Source organism: Burkholderia sp. Ac-20349, from assembly GCF_017104865.1.
GTDB lineage: Bacteria > Pseudomonadota > Gammaproteobacteria > Burkholderiales > Burkholderiaceae > Burkholderia > Burkholderia aenigmatica.
The window spans coordinates 11,843-28,922 of sequence record NZ_JAAGPM010000045.1; the positions used below are offsets into that span (position 1 = coordinate 11,843).

Below are 17,080 nucleotides of genomic sequence, written 5' to 3' on the forward strand. Positions count from 1 at the left end.
CAAAGTGATATAAGCTGAAGGGCCATTAAATCCGACACTGACTAGACCACTATGGCGCGAGGCAAAGCCGCGATTCCGCTCGATCTGCCGTGCCCTGCCGGGCTGTCCACGGGCAGTCCGCAGTCGAAGCAGGAATGCATTGCCGACACGCTGCGCGACGCGATCCTGAAACGCCTGCTGCCCGGCGACAGCCCGCTACCGTCCAGCCGCACCCTCGCCGCACGCTGGGGTGTCGCCCGGGGAACCGTCGAAGCGGCGTACGACCGGCTGTGCGCCGAGGGCTACATCGCACGCACGCAAGGGTCGGGGTCGCGGGTCTGCGCGGTGGTGCCGGACAGCTATCTGCGCGCGGCCGCGCAATCGCGCGACAACGGACTTCCCCCTTCCGACCCGCGCCCCGCGCCGCCGCGCGCGACCGACACCGCCGTGCCAGAACAAGGCGTGCGTCCGGGCGTCCCGTTCGTCGCGCGGCTGGCCGATCCCGGCCTGCTGCCGATGCAGCAATGGAAGAAGGCGCTCGGGGCCAGCCTGCTTGCGGCGACGGCGAACGACCTCGGGGCGACGCCGGCGCAAGGCGTCGAGAGCCTGCGCCATGAAATCGCCGCGTACCTGCGGGAATACCGCGGCATCCCATGCGACGCGGCGGACATCTTCATCACGACCGGCATCCGCCATTCGATCGATCTCGTCGCGCGCACGCTGCTCGCGCCGGGCTCGACGGTGTTGATGGAGGATCCCGGCTATGCGTCGGCGTGGCAGATTTTCACGATCGCGGGCGCGACCGTGATCGGCGTACCGGTCGATCGGGAAGGCATCGACACGGGGGCGCTCGATCGGCATCCCGGCGCGCGTGCGGCCTACGTGACGCCCGCCCATCAGGCGCCGCTCGGCGTCACGATGTCGGTGTCGCGCCGGCTCGAACTGCTCGACTGGGCGCAGCGCAACCGCGCGTGGATCATCGAAGACGACTACGACGGCGAATTCAGCTACCAGACCGCCCCGCTGCCCGCGCTGAAATCGCTCGACGCGTGCGATCGCGTGATCTACTGCGGCTCGTTCAACAAGACGCTGTTCTCGGGGCTGCGCATCGGCTTCATGGTCGTGCCGGCGGAACTGCGGCCGGCGCTGTCGGCCGTGTGGCATGCGACCGCGCGCTCGGTCGGCGTGGCGCCGCAGCTAGCGCTGGCCCGCTTCATCGCGCACGGCGATTTTGCGAAACATCTGCGCGCCGCACGGCACGCGTACCGCCAGCGGCGCGACATCGTGCTCGACCAGTTGGCGAAACACGCCGCCGGGCGATATACGGTGTCCGGCGAACACGCGGGCTTTCATTTCGTGCTGTGGCTGCCGCCCGGGATGGACGACGCAGCGTACGTCGCGCAGGCCCAGGCGGCCGGCGTCGAATTGCAGCCGATCAGCGGATTCTGCCGAAGCGCCCGGTGCGACGCGGGCGTCGTCGTCGGGTATTCCGCGCTGACGGCCGCGCACGCGCGGCATGGCGGCCGGATCCTCGGCAAGCTTCTCGCGCAACCCGCGTAGCCGCCCTCGCCATCGTTGCCGCGCCCCGCGGCAACGCGCCTCCCTCCGATGCCAGATCGTGCCGCGCGCCGCGAAACGCGCGGCCGCCGCCGCTTCGACCTCGGGAAATCCATGACACAAAGAACACGATTGTGAACCGAAATGAAAGCAGGCTGAAAGTGCGCCGCAATTAACATCCGCTCCACTCGAACAACACCTAGACGTAACTGGAGGAAGACATGCCGTTTGCACCGAAGCACCTCGCCGCCGCGCTGGCGGTCGTTCTGGGCACTGCCGCCGGCAGCGCCGCCGCGCAGGTACCGGCCGGGTATCCGGGGAATTACCAGGGCGTGATCGACGCCGCGAAGAAGGAAGGCAAGCTGATCGTCTACTCGACGACCGACACGGGCCTCGTGCGTCCGCTGATCAAGGACTTCGAAAGCCTGTACGGCGTGAAGGTCGAGTACAACGACATGAACAGCACCGAGCTGTACAACCGCTACATCAGCGAGAACGCAGCGAGCAGCACCAGCGCCGACGTGCTGTGGAGCTCGGCGATGGACCTGCAGGTCAAGCTCGTCAACGACGGCCTGATGGCCCCGTACGACTCGCCCGAAAGCGCGAACGTGCCGCAGTGGGCGCAGTACCAGAAGCTGGCGTACGGCACGACGTTCGAGCCGCTCGCGATCGTCTACAACAAGCGCCTGATTCCCGAGAACGAAGTGCCGAAGACGCGTGCCGACCTGATCAAGCTGCTGACCACGCAGGCCGACAAGTTCAAGGGCAAGGTCACGACCTACGACATCGAGAAATCGGGCGTCGGCTTCAACTACCTGACGCAGGACGCGCACGTGAACGAAAAGGTCACGTGGGAGCTCGTGAAGGCGATCGGCGCGACCGGCCCGAAGCTGCAGTCGAGCACGGGCGCGATGATGGAGCGGATCTCGTCGGGCGAGAACCTGATCGGCTACAACATCATCGGTTCGTATGCGTATGCGAAGGCGAAGAAGGACAAGTCGATCGGCTACGTGTTTCCGAAGGACTACACGCAGGTCGTGAGCCGTCTCGCCACGATTTCGAAGAAGGCGAAGAACCCGAACGCCGCGAAGCTGTGGGTCGACTACCTGCTGTCCAAGCGCGGCCAGACGCTGATCGCGAACCAGGCGAACCTGTACGCGATCCGTACGGACGTGACCGGCGAAACGTCGGCCGCGAGCCTCACGAAGGAACTCGGCGATTCGCTGAAGCCGATCCAGATCGGCACCGGCCTGCTCGTCTATCTCGACCAGTCGAAGCGCCTCGCTTTCCTGAAGCAATGGCAGCAGGCGATCAAGCGCTGATCCGCTGACTGCCGGCCGCCCGCCGCACACGGCGCGGGCGGCCCCTTCCCCTTACCGACTTCCTTGAGGCGGCCATCCGGATGGCCGCAGGGGCGAACTCATGCTTTCAACCAGCACCCGCGGAACGGCACCGGCCGTGCCGCCCACCACCGGCCCGCGCGACGCGATTCCCGCGCTGCCGGCCAACGGCCTGCAGCCGCTCGCCGGCATGCTGCGCTGGATCGTCGTCGCGGTACTGACCGTCGCGGTCGCGCTGCCGCTCGGCTTCATCCTGTTCCAGAGCCTGCTGTCCGCGCCGTTCTTCGACGCGAACAAGACGCTCGGCATCGAAGGTTTCCGCTTCATCTTCAGCGATCCCGACTTCTGGTCGGCCGTGAAGAACTCGTTCATCATCGCCGGCGGGATGCTGTTCATCTCGATCCCGCTCGGCGGCATCCTCGCGTTCCTGATGGTGCGCACCGACCTGCCCGGCCGCCGCTGGCTCGAACCGCTGCTGCTCACGCCGGTGTTCGTGTCGCCGATGGTGCTCGCGTTCGGCTACGTGGTCGCGGCCGGCCCGGTCGGCTTCTACTCCGTGTGGTTCAAGGAACTGTTCGGGGTGCAAAACGTGCCCTGGAACGTGTACTCGATCTTCGCGATCACGGTGATCGTCGGCCTCACGCACGTGCCGCACGTGTACCTGTACTCGTCGGCCGCGCTGCGCAATCTCGGCTCGGACGTCGAGGAAGCCGCGCGCGTGACGGGCGCCCGCCCGTTCCGCGTCGCGCTCGACGTCAGCCTGCCGATGACGATGCCCGCGCTGCTGTTCGCCGGCGTGCTCGTGTTCTTCCTCGGCTTCGAAGTGTTCGGGCTGCCGCTCGTGCTCGGCGATCCGGAAGGCCACCTCGTGCTCGCGACCTACCTGTACAAGCTGACCAACAAGCTCGGCGTGCCGTCGTATCACCTGATGGCCGCGGTCGCCGTGTGCATCGTCGCGATCACGTTCCCGCTCGTGCTGCTGCAGCGCCGGCTGCTGAAGACGGCCAACCGCTTCGTCACCGTGAAGGGCAAGGCCGGCCGCGCGACGGTGCTGCCGCTCGGCGTATGGCGCTGGGTCGCGCTCGCGATCGTCGCGCTGTGGCTGATGCTGACCGTGATCGTGCCGATCTCCGGCATCGTGCTGCGCGCGTTCGTGACCAACTGGGGCGAAGGCGTCGCGCTCGCCGAAGTGCTGACACTGTCGAACTTCATCGAGCTGTTCGAGCAGGACAACCTGGTGCGCGCGATCGTCAACACGCTCGGCATCGGCGTGATCGGCGGCGCGCTCGCGATCGGCTTCTACTCGCTCGTCGCGTTCGCCGGCCACCGCCGCCCCGACTGGGCCACCAAGCTGCTCGACTATCTCGTGCTGCTGCCGCGCGCGGTGCCGGGCCTGCTCGCCGGCCTCGCGTTCCTGTGGATCTTCCTGTTCGTGCCCGGCCTGCGTGAATTGAAGAATTCGATGTGGAGCATCTGGATCGCGTACACGGTCGTGTGGCTCGCGTACGGGATGCGGCTCATCCAGAGCGCGCTGCTGCAGGTCGGCCCCGAGCTCGAGGAAGCCGGCCGCAGCGTCGGCGCGACGCGCAGCCGCGTGTCGCTCGACGTGACGCTGCCGCTCGTGCGTTTCGGCCTGCTCGCCGCGTGGCTCCTGATCTTCATGATCTTCGAGCGCGAATACTCGACGGCCGTCTACCTGCTGTCGCCCGGCACCGAAGTGATCGGCGCGCTGCTCGTGTCGCTGTGGGCGACCGGCGCCGTCGACCAGGTCGCCGCGCTCTCTGTCATCAACATTGCGATGGTCGGCGCCGGTCTCGGCGTGGCCCTGCGTTTCGGAGTGAAACTTCATGGATAAGCTCATCGTCGACGACCTGCACCTCAGCTACGGCGCCAACCCGATCCTCAAGGGCGTGTCGTTCGAACTGAAGGCCGGCGAAGTCGTGTGCCTGCTCGGCGCGTCGGGCAGCGGCAAGACCACGCTGCTGCGCGCGGTGGCCGGCCTCGAACAGCCGTCCGACGGCCGTATCCAGCTCGACGACCGCGTGTTCTTCGACGGCGCGCAGCGCGTCGACCTGCCCGTCGAGCAGCGCTCGCTCGGCCTCGTGTTCCAGTCGTACGCGCTGTGGCCGCACCGCACCGTCGCCGACAACGTCGGCTACGGGCTGAAGCTGCGCCGCGTCGCACCGGCCGAACAGAAGCGCCGCGTGCAGACCGCGCTCGACCAGCTCGGCCTCGGCCATCTCGCGGCACGCTTTCCGCATCAGTTGTCGGGCGGCCAGCAGCAGCGCGTCGCGATTGCGCGTGCGCTCGTCTACAACCCGCCGGTGATCCTGCTCGACGAGCCGCTGTCGAACCTCGACGCGAAGCTGCGTGAAGAAGCGCGTGCCTGGCTGCGCGAGCTGATCGTGTCGCTCGGGCTGTCGGCCCTGTGCGTGACGCACGACCAGACCGAGGCGATGGCGATGTCCGACCGCATCCTGCTGCTGCGCAACGGCCGCATCGAGCAGGAAGGCACGCCGGCCGAGTTGTACGGCGCACCGCGCTCGCTGTACACGGCCGAGTTCATGGGCAGCAACAACCGGATTGATGCGCGCGTCGCGGCGATCGATGGTGAATGCGTGACGCTCGCGGGCGACGGCTGGGAAATCCGCGCACTTGCACGCGACACGCTCGCGCCGGGCCAGGACGCACAGGCCGTGATCCGCCTCGAACGCGTGCAGGTCGCCGACGGCCCGGGCGCGAACCGGCTGCAAGCCGATCTCGTCACGTCGATGTATCTCGGCGACCGCTGGGAATACCTGTTCCATTGCGGCGACATGCGCCTGCGCGCGTTCGGCCACATGCCGCGCGCAGCGGGCAAGCACTGGATCGAATTCCCGACCAACGACTGCTGGGCGTTCGCGAAAGCGGGCTGACCCGCGCGGCGGCCCGCTCGCCGCCGCGCATGCACGTCGCGCGCATCCCGCCAACCGATGACACGCAGGTCCGGCGGACGCCTCCCCCGCGTCCGCCGCGGCGTGCTGCGCGCCGCATTCGCTTCACCCCGTTTCACCCACTCACAAGAACCAAGGAGACACCGTCAATGAAGTCACGCGCAGAACGTTCCCTTCGCGCCGCCGTCCTGACCGGCTCGGCCGCCGTCGCCAGCCTCGCGGCAAGCGCAGCACACGCACAGTCGTCGGTCACGATGTACGGGATCATGGATGCCGGCATCGAGTTCGCCAACCACGCGGCGCCGCAAGGCGGCAATTCGTACAAGCTCAAGTCCGGCAACAAGAACACGTCGCGCTGGGGCCTGCGCGGCGTCGAGGATCTCGGCGGCGGGCTGAAGGCCGTGTTCCGTCTCGAAAGCGGGATCGATCTCGCAAACGGCGCGTCCGACGACGGCCCCGATTCGATCTTCGGGCGCCGCGCAACCGTCGGCCTGAAAGGCAAGTGGGGCGAGATCTCGCTCGGCCGCAACTTCACCGTCACCTACGACTACATGCTGCCGTTCGACCCGATGGGGTATGCGCAGAACTACTCGTGGGCGACGTCGTCGATGGCCACCGGCGGCCGCAAGGACGGCATGTTCACGCGCTCGTCGAACGCGGTGCGCTACGACGGCGAATTCAGCGGCTTCAAGTTCGGCGCGATGTACGGCTTCGGCAACGTGCCGGGCAGCGTGAAGACCAGTTCGAAGTACGATGCGGCGATCGGCTACGAGGGCGGCCCGTTCGCGGCAGTGGTCGCGTTCGACCGTCAGAATGGCGCGTCCGACAGCGTGACGCCGGCCGATCCGGTCAACTACATCCAGGGGATTCATGCCGGCCTGAGCTACGACTTCGGCAACCTGAAGACGATGGCGGGCTATCGGAACTACAAGCGCGCGTATCGCACGAGCACCGCGAACCAGCTGAGCGACATGTATTGGCTCGGCGGCTCGTACCAGTTCACGCCGACGTTCTCGCTGATCGGCGCCGTGTATCACCAGAACATCAAGGGCGGCACGGACGCCGATCCGACGCTCGTGTCGATGCGCGCGCAGTACGCACTGTCGAAGCGCACGGTGCTGTACGCGGCCGGTGCGTTTGCGATCGGGCAGCACGGGCAGAAGGTCGGCGTATCGCGCGATGTCAACGGGTACGGCACCACGCAAGTCGGGGTGACGGCGGGGATTCAGCAGCGGTTCTGAGCCGGATGCGGCGGGCGTGTGTCGCACGGGGCTGTCTTTTGGCCCCACGCGCGGCGGCATGACGGTGAATCACCGATTGTCGCCGCACGGCTCGACCAATATGCTAAAGGCTTCTGTGATACGCCTCCTCCTGGCAGTAACGACTGTTCGACACGTTCTCGACAAATCGACCATGCCGAGAAGTGCATTAAATTGTACGAGGCATGGGATCAAAAGTGGCTACCAGGGCGGCATGACCAAAAGCTTACCGGTTGGAAAAATCGCCTTCAGAATCTGAAGGATGATCACAATAGGAAATGCACGCCAAAATGTCCTCAAAAGAGCAACTGAAATCTGTTTTTGAGAAGTACAAGACCCACCCTGAATTTTTGGGCCTTGAACTGACCGACCCAAATCAACGAGGAGCGGTGGACGATACTCTCTTGCATCTTGCCGCGCGCAAGTGTGCCATTGACGATATGAGAGTGCTGATTGATGCTGGCGCCGATGTGAACATTGTAGGTGACTTGGGCAATACACCGCTTCATCAGGCAGCTATGATGAAGCAAGTAGAATCGGTTAAATTTCTTCTGAAATGCGGAGCCAAGAAGCAATTGAAGAATGAATTCGACCAAACGCCTCTGGACGTTGCTGAGATCAGCAAAAACACCGAAATAATTCACCTCCTGAAAACGGGCAAATAGATCTGCTTCGCAACTTCGATACCGATTTCATGGCATCGAGCATCTACCTCGACGCTCCTGCCAGGCAATCGAACGATATTGTCGGATTTCATTTCTGGACGGATGCATCCCTCACTATGAAGGCCATCATCCGCAAAGGCGACACAACGGATCACGGCGGTATGGTGCTCCAAGGCTTTGGACTCTCGAATTTGAACGGCAGGTCCGCATCTGGCGTCGGCCACATTGTCTCGTGTCCGAAGTGCAACGGCGCTTATCCAATCGTTCAAGGCTCGAGCCAGTACACGATCGAAGGCCGCGCGGTAGCGCTGGACGGGATGAAAACCGCATGTGGCGCGTCATTGATCGCTAGCCAACAAGAATTTCTGGCGAACGAGTGACATCACCAGCATTTCGGATAGGTCGTCACCAAGTTCCTCTTTTGGCGGAAGTCAGTCATAGCCCATGCAGCCCCTCTTCGGATCAACGGCTTTGGCACGCCCCTCGCTCCACGCCTGCTTCGCTTCGCCAGGACGACCTGGCCTCCGGCATGCACTTCCGCTATTGGATCAGGCTCATTTGCCCGCCTCGTGATTCAACGCCTTATCCACCCTTTCTTGCAGTTGCCGGTCGTATGCCTCGGCCGCTTTGTCGCGAACGCGCAGCGCCTGCATCTGCGCGTTCGCCGTGGCGTCGAGCACACCCTGAACGACATACGGATCGTTGCTGGCCGGCTTGTCCAGCGAACTGCCGTCGTCGACGCGGACGCGAATCCGGTCGTCCTCGAGGAACTGCACCACGAAGTTGTACTGCGTGGGTCCATACGGCGGCACTTTTGCCACGGCTTCGAGCCATTGGTCGCCGCTACGGTCGTTGGCGTCGTATGGGTGCGAGTCACGCTCCCAACGCACGTGCACCGTCATGCCGTCACGCCACTTCTCCGGCACATAGACGCAGCACGATTCGGAGCCACCCCCACTCGGTTCCCCGGTCTTGCCAACCGGTGCGATGTTCGGACCTCCCCCGCTTCGACCCTCGGAATCCGTGATGGAGAAACTTCCAACCCCATACGATGCGTAATTCAATCCGCTGACCGACGCCGGATTCTCGACCGCGCTGGCGGCAGGCACCACCTGCGCGGCAGCGCCTGCCTGCGACGCCTCCTGATGGCAGCCGGCCACCAGCACGCCTAACGCGAGCGCAGCCAGAAACCGCACCGGCATGGCTGCTGGTCGCGTGCTGCGGCGCGCTGGTACGTTTTTCATTGAGCGAATCAACTTGCTTCCTCGAACTGCTTTCTGACCGGCGTTGACCCAATGCGACTTGACGCGCGTTCGAAACCTCATCGCGTGCGCGGCGTCGCTCTTGGTCGCCTCGTCGGCTAAGTGACCGCCTTCGCGGTATTGATCAGCGTTTGTATATCGCCGTTCCATTTGGGGAGCGGCGCTGGCGGCATGGGCAATATCTTGTCCAGGTTGGGAAGCTTCAATCGCCCATCGTAAAGCTTCAGGACATCGGCGACTTTGCCATAGCGTCTTGCACGTGCCTTGTCGATATGGCCGACCAGGTTGGTGCCATTGTCGAGGTCCATCCCGTCGAATTCCGCCGCAAGGCTATCGGCACATTTGGCGCTTCCCAGCTTGACGCCTTCATGCAAGACGTTCAGTGCACGGCGTTTTGCCTCGAGCGTATTGGGACGGGCGTAGATCAAACCCAGTTTCTCTGCGGCATCGCCATATCCCTGTGCCAGCGCACATTCGAGCATCCGGGTTCCCACCGCCTGGTTGGCCCAGAAACCCTCACCGGGATTGTCGTAAGACGCGGCCAGCTTGTAGCCAAGGAAAGCCATCGCGGCCGGACTCCCCAGATCGGCTGCTCGCTGGAAAAATGCGTACGCCTTGCTTGCACCGCCGCCCTTGACCACCCCGTCGAGGTGATATACGCCCATCCGGTCGTATGCATCGGGAATATCGAGCCTCATGGCCTTCTCGACCCACTGAATCGCGGCTTCGGGATCGTGTTCCGGTACGCCGGAACGATTGCTCAAAATCAGCGATGCGAGGTTCAGCATCGCCTTCCAGTGGTTTCTTCCAGCGGCCTGTAGATAGAGCTGATACACCTTCGCATAGTCGATGTTGTCAGCGGGTACGGCCGGATCGTCCAAGGTCAACGCTTGCTGAAACCACATGTCCGCCTGTGGATCCACTGGAGGCACCCGTTGTGCCTCAACTACGCAGGTGAAGTCTTTTCGATGTGGATCGAAGAGCGGCAGTTTTTCGTCGCGTGGGAGATCAGACGTAGCAGTGGTCCACTGATGACCAACGGAAGTCAGGACGCCTGCATGCGCCGTGGTGACGAGCAGTAAAGCGGCGAGCGAGAAGCGCAATGCATCAATCAAAATTTTCATGCGCGGCCCGACTCGTCAGTGCCACCGATACCGCCACCATTTGACGCGGAGACCGAACGGTACGGCATCGTGGCCCACAGGCAGTCGACGAACAGCAACACAAACCCGGTCATCGGTTGCGTACCTGCATGTTGGATGTCTTGATTCTTGCTCATCCGTCGATTCCTGCGCCTGAATGTATCTGGCCTATCTTTCGGATGGCCGATGTATTAAATAGCATCGCCATGAGGCAATTCAAATGCTCGGTTACTCAGATTCACCGCAGGGATATCAGCCACTTCAGCTGCACTTACGCCCTATCGATGGCCACGCTTCGCTGACTCAGCGTTGCAATGGCGGCCGTCACGAGCGCACTCTTTTTCATTGGCATGAGATGGGTTCTCCAGCGCGATTCTAACCGTCCTCAGATCAGTGCAGCATTGAGGTTGGCGAGACCTCGCACGATCCGGGATGCTGTGGCGCACGCGGCCGCAGAACCAACGGCCCATGAAGATCGTCAACGCGCAGGCCACGAACCTCGTGGACAGCCGGTAGCTGGAGGGATGGGCTGGCATCAGCCCGCGGACGACGTATCGCCGCTTCGTCACCGAGTCGGGGCTGACGTTCGCGCAGTCGCGTCAGCAGGCCAGGCTGCTGCGGGCGCTGGAAAGGATTGCCGATGTCGCGCCGGTGACGACGATCGCGCTCGATCCCGGGTACGACAATGCGAGCGCGTTCATCGACATGGTCCGGCGGGCGTTGGGGATGACGCCGGGGGGGTATATGGAGGCGGGTTCGCACCGCGACGGATGGGTGTGCCGCATCAGCAGGCGGAAACCGCCAGCCGCTACCGGTTCGTCAATACGTCCCGTCCCCCTTCTTCACGGCCTCGCCGCCCTTCCCCTTGAACTGCGCAGCCAACCGCTCCGCACTCCTCGCCAGCAGTGTCGTATCCACGCCGACCGCGACGAACAGCGCCCCCGCTTCCAGATAACGCCGCGCGGCTGCCTCATCCGCGCTCAGGATCCCCGGTGCCTTGCCGGCCGCCTTGATCGTCCGGATCGCGCCGTCGATTGCCGCCTGCACATCCGGATGCCCCGGATTGCCGAGATGCCCAAGATCTGCGGCCAGATCCGCCGGGCCGATGAACACGCCGTCCACACCTTCGACCCGCGCAATCGCATCGATCGCATCAAGCCCCGCCCGCGTCTCGACCTGCACGAGCACGGCCATCTCGTCATTCGCGCGATGCAGGTAATCGCTGACACGATTCCACCGCGACGCACGCGCCAGCGCGCTGCCGACACCACGAATGCCATGCGGTGGATAACGCGTCGCCGCCACCGCCGCGCGCGCTTCATCCGCGCTCTGCACCATCGGCACGAGCAACGTCTGCGCGCCGAGATCGAGCACCTGCTTGACGATCACCGGATCGTTCCACGGCACGCGCACGACCGGATGCGACGGATACGGCGCGATCGCCTGCAGTTGCGCGAGGATCGTCGGCACCGTGTTCGGCGCGTGCTCGCCGTCGATCAGCAACCAGTCGAACCCGGCGCCCGCAACCACCTCGGCGCTGTACGGATTCGCGAGCCCGAGCCACAGCCCGATCTGCGCCTCGCCGCGCGCGAGCGCGGCCTTGAAGACATTCGAAGGCATCTGCATCGTTCGCTCACCTCATTCGAAGTAGCACTGGATCGTCCCGAGCGGGCCGTAGTCGACGCTGAACGTGTCGCCCGGCCGCGCTGCGCACGGCCGCGTGAACGAGCCGCCAAGCACGATCTGCCCCGGCTCCAGCGCGACGTCGAAGCGCGCTAGCCGGTTCGCGAGCCACGCAACGCCGTTCGCCGGATGGTTCAGCACGCCGGCCGCGACGCCCGTTTCCTCGACCACGCCGTTGCGCGACATGATCGCCGCGACCCAGCGCAGGTCGACGTCCTGCGGTTTCACGGGCCGCCCGCCGATCACGACGCCCGCGTTCGCCGCGTTGTCGGCGATCGTGTCGAACACCTTGCGCGGACGCTTCGTGTCGGGGTCAATCGACTGGCTGCGCGCGTCGATGATCTCGAGCGCGGGCACCACATAGTCAACCGCGTCGTACACGTCGAAGATCGTGCAGTCCGGGCCCGTCAGCCGCTTGCCGAGCACGAACGCGAGCTCGACCTCGACGCGCGGCACGATGAAGCGGCCAGTCGGAATCGTGCCGCCGTCGGCGAAGAACATGTCGTCGAGCAGCGCGCCGTAGTCGGGCTCGTCGATCTGCGACGTGTTCTGCATCGCCTTCGACGTGAGGCCGATCTTGTGGCCCTTCAGCGTGCGGCCTTCCGCGAGCTTGAGGGCCACCCACGCGCGCTGGATCGCATACGCGTCGTCGATCGTGATGTCGGGATGGTCGAGCGAGATCTGGCGGATCTGCTTGCGTTCGCGCTCGGCGTCGTGCAGACGCTGCGCGAGCTGGTCGATGATGGCGGGTTCGAGCATGGTCGGATCGGGAATGGGGTTCAGCCGGCCCGCTTGTAGCGGGCATGGATGTTGTTGTGCTTGTACGAGCCGCTTTCGCTGAACTCGGTCAGTTCCATCGACAGCGCAAGGTAGCGCTTCGCGTACAGCGCCGCGAAATGCGCCTTGATCGCGTCGAACAGCGCGTCGCACGCGGCCTTCTTCTGCGCGTCGGTGCGGCCCGAGCCGATCTTCAGCGTCACGTGAACGAATGCGTCGTCCTCCGTGCCGTCGGCGACGCAGTAGTCGTGCAGCTCGATCGCGCGCGAGCGGATGCCGCCCGTCGGGAACACGCCGCCCTGCGCGATCAGCGTTTCGTTGATCGTGCGCAGTAGCGTGGGAATGCGCGCGTCGTCGCGGATGTTCGCGGTGTATTCGACGACGATATGGGGCATGGCGAGTCTCCTGTCGAATGCGTGGCGTAGTGCTCAGGACAACGGAAAGATCGCATTGATCTGCCCGGTACCCGAACTCGCGAAATAGTCGGTGACGATCTCGACGGGTTTATCGTAGCGATCCCAGCCGAGCAAGCCGAGCAGCATCGCGGTGTCGTGCATCCCGCCTTCGCCGTGGCAATGCGTGTTGTACTCGGGCAGCATCGCGCAGAACGTCTTGAAATCGCCCTGCTTCCACAGCTCGACCACGCGCAGGTCGACCTGCCGGAAGAATTCGCGGCTGATCTGGTGGATCGATTCCTCGGGGCTGCCGTTGTCGTTGAAGCGATGCGACAGCGACCCGCTCGCGAGGAACGCGACGTTCGAATCGCTCTTCTCGATCGCTTCGAGCAGCGCCTCGCCGAAGCGCCGGCTTTCGTCGAGCTGATGCCACATGCACCAGCCGGCGATCGACACGACCTTGAAGTGCTGGTCGGCGTTCATGTAGCGCATCGGCACGAGCGTGCCGTATTCGAGTTCGAGGCTGTCGATCTCGTGCGCGCGCGTTGCGATCCCGCGCTCGCTGGCCGTCTCGGCGATCAACTGGCCGAGCGCCGGGTTGCCCGGATACGCGTACTGCATGTCGCGGATGAAATGCGGCAGCTCGTTGCTCGTGTACGTGCCCGAGAACTGCGCATTGCAGTTCACGTGATAGCCGGCGTTGACGAGCCAGTGCACGTCCGACACGACGATCGTGTCGACGCCGAGCGCGCGGCAGCGCTCGCCGATCAGTTGATGGCCGCGAATCGCCGCTTCGCGGCAGCCGTGATGCCTGCCGGGCAATTCCGACAGGTACATCGACGGCACGTGCGTGATCTTCGCGGCGAGGGACAGTTTGCCCATCGTTCAAGTCTCCTGTCGGCTGGAGTTAGCGCTTTAGCGGTTACTCCAGCCCCATGCTTCGCGGTCGGCTGGAGTTAGCGCTTTAGCGGTTACTCCAGCCCCATGCTTGGCCGGCGTGCCGGCTAAGGAATCATGCGTGCTGCCAGACGACCCGCGCCCGTTACACGCCCCAGCGCGGAATGTGGTGCGAACCCATCGAGATGCACACGTTCTTGATCTCCGCGAACACTTCGAAACTGTACTCGCCGCCCTCGCGCCCGGTGCCCGATTCCTTCACGCCGCCGAACGGCTGGCGCAGATCGCGCACGTTCTGGCTGTTCACGAACACCATCCCGGCCTCGATGCCGCGCGCGAGGCGATGCACCTTGCCGACATCCTGCGTCCAGATGTACGAAGCCAGGCCGTACGACGTGTCGTTCGCGAGCCGCAGCCCTTCCTCCTCGTCCTCGAACGGGATCAGGCACGCGACCGGCCCGAAGATTTCTTCCTGCGCGACGCGCATCCGGTTGTCGACGTCGGCCAGCACGGTCGGCCGCACGAAGTTGCCGTTGCGCAGATGGTCGGGCAGGCCCGCCGGCTTGTCCGCGCCGCCCGCGACCACGCGCGCGCCTTCCTGCTCGCCGATGCGGATATAGCCCGTGACCTTCTCCCAGTGCTGGCGCGTGATCATCGCGCCGAGATTCGTGGCCGGATCGGACGGATCGCCAACGATCAGGTTGTTCGCGCGGCGCGCGAATTCCTGCACGAAGCGGTCGTAGATCGTGCGCTGCACGAAGATCCGCGAGCCGGCCGTGCAGCGTTCGCCGTTGATCGAGAAGATCGTGAACAGCGACGCATCGAGCGCGCGGTCGAAATCCGCGTCGTCGAAAATCAGCACCGGCGACTTGCCGCCGAGTTCCATCGAATACTTCTTGAGACCGGCGCGCTCCATGATCCGCTTGCCGGTGACGGTGCCGCCGGTGAACGACACCGCACGCACGTCCGGATGGCGCACCAGCGCATCGCCGGCCGTCGCGCCGTAGCCCTGCACGACGTTCAGCACGCCGGGCGGGATGCCGGCTTCGAGCGCGAGGCGGCCGAGCTGGTCGGCCGTCAGCGGCGACAGTTCGGACATCTTCAGCACGGCCGTGTTGCCGAGCGCGAGGCACGGCGCCGTCTTCCACGTCGCGGTCATGAACGGCACGTTCCACGGCGACACCAGCGCGCACACGCCGACCGGCTGGTACAGCGTGTAGTTCAGCATCTGGTCGTCGACCGGATAGGTGCGGCCGTTCATCTGCACGCACACTTCCGCGAAGAAGTTGAAGTTCTCCGACGCGCGCGGGATCAGCTGCTTGCTCGTCTGCGCGATCGGCAGGCCGGTGTCCTGCGTCTCGAGCGCCGCGAGCATCGGCACGTTCTTCTCGATCAGCTCGCCGAGCTTGCGCATCAGCTTCGCGCGCTCCTTGGCGGGCGTGTTCGCCCATTTCGGAAACGCTTCCTTCGCGGCGCGCACGGCCGCGTCGACTTCGGCCTCGCCGCCCGATGCGACGTCGGTGATCACGTCGCCCGTCGCGGGATTCAGCGTCGTGAACGTCTCGCGGCTTTCGACTTCGCGGCCGTCGATCCAGTGCTTGATGGTCATGCTCTCTCCTTGGGCGACGGGCTCAGCCGGCGCGATAGTAGTCTGCTTCGCCGACGATCGTGTTCACGAGCCGGCCAATCCCTTCGATCTCGGTGACGACCTCGTCGCCCGGCTTCGTATCCGCCAGCCCCTCGGGCGTGCCGGTCAGGATCAGGTCGCCCGGCGAGAGCGTCATGAAGCCGCTGATGTGCTCGATCAGCGCCGGCACGTCGAAGATCATGTCGCGCGTGCTGCCGCGCTGCGTCTCCTGGCCGTTCACCGTCGTGCGCAGCGTCAGGTCGCCCGCGTCGCCGATCTCGTCGCGGTTCACGAACCACGGCCCGAGCGGCGTGCAGGTGTCGCGGTTCTTCACGCGCAGGTTCGGGCGGTAGTAGTTCTCGAGATAGTCGCGGATCGCGTAGTCGTTCGCGACCGTGTAACCGGCTACGTAGTCAATCGCCTGCGCACGGCTCACGTTGCGCGCCGGACGGCCGATCACGACAGCCAGCTCGCACTCGTAATGCATGTGGGTCGCATCCGCCGGGCGCACGGTGCGCGACCGGTGGCCGATGAACGTGTTCGGCCCCTTCAGGAAGATCAGCGGCTCGCTCGGCGCCTTGAACGCGAGTTCCTTCGCGTGGTCGGCATAGTTGAGGCCGAGCGCGAACGTCGTGCGCGGCGCGACGGGCGGCAGCCATTCGACCCCCTCCTCAGCGACGACGCGCCCCGTATCGAGGCGGATCGCGCCGTCGTCGGCCGGTTCGGCCGCATGCAGGGCGCCGTTGTAAATGACGCGTGCGGTTTTCATCGTGCTTCCTCCGCGATCAGCGTGTGCCGCAACGTGCCGATGCCGGCGGCGGCGATCTCGATCGTGCTGCCCGCGCGGGCGCGCGGTGCCCCGCCCGCGACGCCGAGCAGCAGGACATCACCCGCGTCGAACGACATGAAGGCCGTCACGTCGGCGATCAGCTCGCGCACCGGGCGAATCAGCGTGGCAGTCGAGGCAGACACGGCAACCTCGCCATCGATCCGCACGGTCAGACCGATCGCGTCGACATCGCCCAGCGCGGCGGCCGGCACGATGGTCGGGCCCAGCGGGCAGAAACCATCGCGGCACTTGAAGCGCACGGCCGGACGGTAGTAATCGGGATGCGGCACCGACACGTCGCTCGCGAGCGTGAAGCCGCGCACGTAGTCGAGCGCCCGTTCAGCCGGCACGCGGGTCGCGCGGCGCGAAAACACCACGGCTACCGACGCGCCAATCTCCAGCGCGTCGACGCCGGCCGGCACGACGACGGCCGCGCCGTCGGCCGCATGCGTATTGGCGGGCTTGATGTACAGGATCGGCGCCTGCGGCGGGCGGCCGTAAGGCGGCGCGTTCACGGCATCGCCGAGCGCGTCGAGCGCCGCGCGCTCGTTGAGCAGCGCACCGTAGACAGTACCGATGGCAACCGGCAACGGCGGCGCCGCGGCGGTCGTGCAAGACAGCTCCATGCGTCATTCCCCTGCCGCGCGTCGCGGCGCATCGTCAATAGTTAACATCTTAAGTAAACAATCGGGCGCTGGCAACCTCGATTACCCTGATATGCGAAATTCACTACCG

17 protein-coding genes and 1 pseudogene are annotated in these 17,080 nt (G+C 65.0%); 8 read left to right on the forward strand and 10 right to left on the reverse strand.

Going from position 1 to position 17,080, the window contains the following annotated elements:
• Nucleotides 1–51 precede the first annotated feature (51 nt).
• The 7 genes from G3N61_RS16750 (at nt 52) to G3N61_RS16780 (ending at nt 8,113) form a co-directional block, all read left to right on the forward strand.
• Nucleotides 52–1,539, forward strand: a complete 1,488-nt coding sequence (locus tag G3N61_RS16750; protein WP_205823100.1) for a PLP-dependent aminotransferase family protein — start codon at nt 52–54, stop codon at nt 1,537–1,539.
• 218 nt (nt 1,540–1,757) lie between these two features.
• Nucleotides 1,758–2,858 carry an ABC transporter substrate-binding protein gene (locus G3N61_RS16755; RefSeq protein WP_205823102.1) on the forward strand — a complete coding sequence of 367 codons (1,101 nt, stop codon included), beginning with the start codon at nt 1,758–1,760 and terminating at the stop codon, nt 2,856–2,858.
• 100 nt (nt 2,859–2,958) lie between these two features.
• Nucleotides 2,959–4,731 (forward strand): iron ABC transporter permease, encoded by a 1,773-nt coding sequence (locus G3N61_RS16760; protein WP_089453088.1) that lies wholly within the window; start codon nt 2,959–2,961, stop codon nt 4,729–4,731.
• Entirely contained in the window at nt 4,724–5,791 is a 1,068-nt protein-coding gene (locus G3N61_RS16765) for an ABC transporter ATP-binding protein (protein WP_043183528.1), read from the forward strand. The genes G3N61_RS16760 and G3N61_RS16765 overlap by 8 nt, the downstream gene beginning before the upstream one ends.
• A gap of 167 nt (nt 5,792–5,958) precedes the next feature.
• Nucleotides 5,959–7,050, forward strand: coding sequence for a porin (locus tag G3N61_RS16770; RefSeq protein WP_205823104.1), 1,092 nt, complete (start codon nt 5,959–5,961; stop codon nt 7,048–7,050).
• Nucleotides 7,051–7,358: 308 nt separating this feature from the next.
• On the forward strand, nt 7,359–7,733 hold the full coding sequence (locus tag G3N61_RS16775) for an ankyrin repeat domain-containing protein (RefSeq protein WP_205823106.1): 375 nt from the start codon (nt 7,359–7,361) through the stop codon (nt 7,731–7,733).
• 29 nt (nt 7,734–7,762) lie between these two features.
• Nucleotides 7,763–8,113, forward strand: coding sequence for a PAAR domain-containing protein (locus G3N61_RS16780; protein WP_205823108.1), 351 nt, complete (start codon nt 7,763–7,765; stop codon nt 8,111–8,113).
• Nucleotides 8,114–8,287: 174 nt separating this feature from the next.
• Here G3N61_RS16780 and G3N61_RS16785 read toward each other — a convergent pair whose 3' ends face one another.
• The 3 genes from G3N61_RS16785 to G3N61_RS16795 all read right to left on the reverse strand — a co-directional run bounded on the left by G3N61_RS16785 (nt 8,288) and on the right by G3N61_RS16795 (nt 10,274).
• Complete coding sequence (locus G3N61_RS16785) at nt 8,288–8,977, reverse strand: DUF3304 domain-containing protein (protein ID WP_205823110.1); 690 nt, start codon at nt 8,975–8,977, stop codon at nt 8,288–8,290.
• A 116-nt stretch (nt 8,978–9,093) separates the two neighbouring features.
• A complete protein-coding gene (locus G3N61_RS16790) occupies nt 9,094–10,119 on the reverse strand; it encodes a DUF6396 domain-containing protein (RefSeq protein WP_205823112.1) in 1,026 nt (341 codons plus the stop codon).
• A complete protein-coding gene (locus tag G3N61_RS16795; protein WP_205823113.1) occupies nt 10,116–10,274 on the reverse strand; it encodes a hypothetical protein in 159 nt (52 codons plus the stop codon). Before G3N61_RS16795 ends, G3N61_RS16790 begins: the two co-directional genes overlap by 4 nt.
• A gap of 310 nt (nt 10,275–10,584) precedes the next feature.
• On the opposite strand from G3N61_RS16795, the pseudogene G3N61_RS16800 reads away from it, so the two are divergent.
• Nucleotides 10,585–10,893: pseudogene (locus G3N61_RS16800) on the forward strand (helix-turn-helix domain-containing protein); the annotation flags it as partial.
• A gap of 63 nt (nt 10,894–10,956) precedes the next feature.
• Here G3N61_RS16800 and hpaI read toward each other — a convergent pair.
• The 7 genes from hpaI to G3N61_RS16835 all read right to left on the reverse strand — a co-directional run bounded on the left by hpaI (nt 10,957) and on the right by G3N61_RS16835 (nt 16,971).
• The gene (hpaI, locus tag G3N61_RS16805) at nt 10,957–11,763 is read right to left on the reverse strand and encodes a 4-hydroxy-2-oxoheptanedioate aldolase (RefSeq protein WP_205823114.1); all 807 of its coding nucleotides are present in this window, start codon (nt 11,761–11,763) and stop codon (nt 10,957–10,959) included.
• Between the two features lie 12 nt (nt 11,764–11,775).
• Entirely contained in the window at nt 11,776–12,579 is an 804-nt protein-coding gene (hpaH, locus tag G3N61_RS16810; protein ID WP_043183524.1) for a 2-oxo-hept-4-ene-1,7-dioate hydratase, read from the reverse strand.
• 20 nt (nt 12,580–12,599) lie between these two features.
• On the reverse strand, nt 12,600–12,992 hold the full coding sequence (locus G3N61_RS16815; protein WP_043183523.1) for a 5-carboxymethyl-2-hydroxymuconate Delta-isomerase: 393 nt from the start codon (nt 12,990–12,992) through the stop codon (nt 12,600–12,602).
• 33 nt (nt 12,993–13,025) lie between these two features.
• Complete coding sequence (gene hpaD, locus G3N61_RS16820; RefSeq protein ID WP_089453112.1) at nt 13,026–13,874, reverse strand: 3,4-dihydroxyphenylacetate 2,3-dioxygenase; 849 nt, start codon at nt 13,872–13,874, stop codon at nt 13,026–13,028.
• Nucleotides 13,875–14,034: 160 nt separating this feature from the next.
• The gene (hpaE, locus tag G3N61_RS16825) at nt 14,035–15,498 is read right to left on the reverse strand and encodes a 5-carboxymethyl-2-hydroxymuconate semialdehyde dehydrogenase (protein WP_043183519.1); all 1,464 of its coding nucleotides are present in this window, start codon (nt 15,496–15,498) and stop codon (nt 14,035–14,037) included.
• A 22-nt stretch (nt 15,499–15,520) separates the two neighbouring features.
• On the reverse strand, nt 15,521–16,285 hold the full coding sequence (locus tag G3N61_RS16830; RefSeq protein WP_205823115.1) for a fumarylacetoacetate hydrolase family protein: 765 nt from the start codon (nt 16,283–16,285) through the stop codon (nt 15,521–15,523).
• Entirely contained in the window at nt 16,282–16,971 is a 690-nt protein-coding gene (locus tag G3N61_RS16835; protein ID WP_205823116.1) for a fumarylacetoacetate hydrolase family protein, read from the reverse strand. Before G3N61_RS16835 ends, G3N61_RS16830 begins: the two co-directional genes overlap by 4 nt.
• Nucleotides 16,972–17,080: the final 109 nt, after the last annotated feature.

What these genes read in the sequence shown, in the direction of transcription:
- hpaE (WP_043183519.1), bottom strand. Translation starts at nt 15,498, where the DNA reads ATGACCATCAAGCACTGGATCGACGGCCGCGAAGTCGAAAGCCGCGAG.
- G3N61_RS16760 (WP_089453088.1), top strand. Translation starts at nt 2,959, where the DNA reads ATGCTTTCAACCAGCACCCGCGGAACGGCACCGGCCGTGCCGCCCACC.
- G3N61_RS16765 (WP_043183528.1), top strand. Translation starts at nt 4,724, where the DNA reads ATGGATAAGCTCATCGTCGACGACCTGCACCTCAGCTACGGCGCCAAC.
- hpaI (WP_205823114.1), bottom strand. Translation starts at nt 11,763, where the DNA reads ATGCAGATGCCTTCGAATGTCTTCAAGGCCGCGCTCGCGCGCGGCGAG.
- G3N61_RS16830 (WP_205823115.1), bottom strand. Translation starts at nt 16,285, where the DNA reads ATGAAAACCGCACGCGTCATTTACAACGGCGCCCTGCATGCGGCCGAA.
- G3N61_RS16775 (WP_205823106.1), top strand. Translation starts at nt 7,359, where the DNA reads ATGTCCTCAAAAGAGCAACTGAAATCTGTTTTTGAGAAGTACAAGACC.
- G3N61_RS16815 (WP_043183523.1), bottom strand. Translation starts at nt 12,992, where the DNA reads ATGCCCCATATCGTCGTCGAATACACCGCGAACATCCGCGACGACGCG.
- G3N61_RS16790 (WP_205823112.1), bottom strand. Translation starts at nt 10,119, where the DNA reads ATGAAAATTTTGATTGATGCATTGCGCTTCTCGCTCGCCGCTTTACTG.
- G3N61_RS16750 (WP_205823100.1), top strand. Translation starts at nt 52, where the DNA reads ATGGCGCGAGGCAAAGCCGCGATTCCGCTCGATCTGCCGTGCCCTGCC.
- hpaD (WP_089453112.1), bottom strand. Translation starts at nt 13,874, where the DNA reads ATGGGCAAACTGTCCCTCGCCGCGAAGATCACGCACGTGCCGTCGATG.
- G3N61_RS16785 (WP_205823110.1), bottom strand. Translation starts at nt 8,977, where the DNA reads ATGAAAAACGTACCAGCGCGCCGCAGCACGCGACCAGCAGCCATGCCG.
- G3N61_RS16795 (WP_205823113.1), bottom strand. Translation starts at nt 10,274, where the DNA reads ATGAGCAAGAATCAAGACATCCAACATGCAGGTACGCAACCGATGACC.
- G3N61_RS16780 (WP_205823108.1), top strand. Translation starts at nt 7,763, where the DNA reads ATGGCATCGAGCATCTACCTCGACGCTCCTGCCAGGCAATCGAACGAT.
- G3N61_RS16755 (WP_205823102.1), top strand. Translation starts at nt 1,758, where the DNA reads ATGCCGTTTGCACCGAAGCACCTCGCCGCCGCGCTGGCGGTCGTTCTG.
- G3N61_RS16770 (WP_205823104.1), top strand. Translation starts at nt 5,959, where the DNA reads ATGAAGTCACGCGCAGAACGTTCCCTTCGCGCCGCCGTCCTGACCGGC.
- G3N61_RS16835 (WP_205823116.1), bottom strand. Translation starts at nt 16,971, where the DNA reads ATGGAGCTGTCTTGCACGACCGCCGCGGCGCCGCCGTTGCCGGTTGCC.
- hpaH (WP_043183524.1), bottom strand. Translation starts at nt 12,579, where the DNA reads ATGCTCGAACCCGCCATCATCGACCAGCTCGCGCAGCGTCTGCACGAC.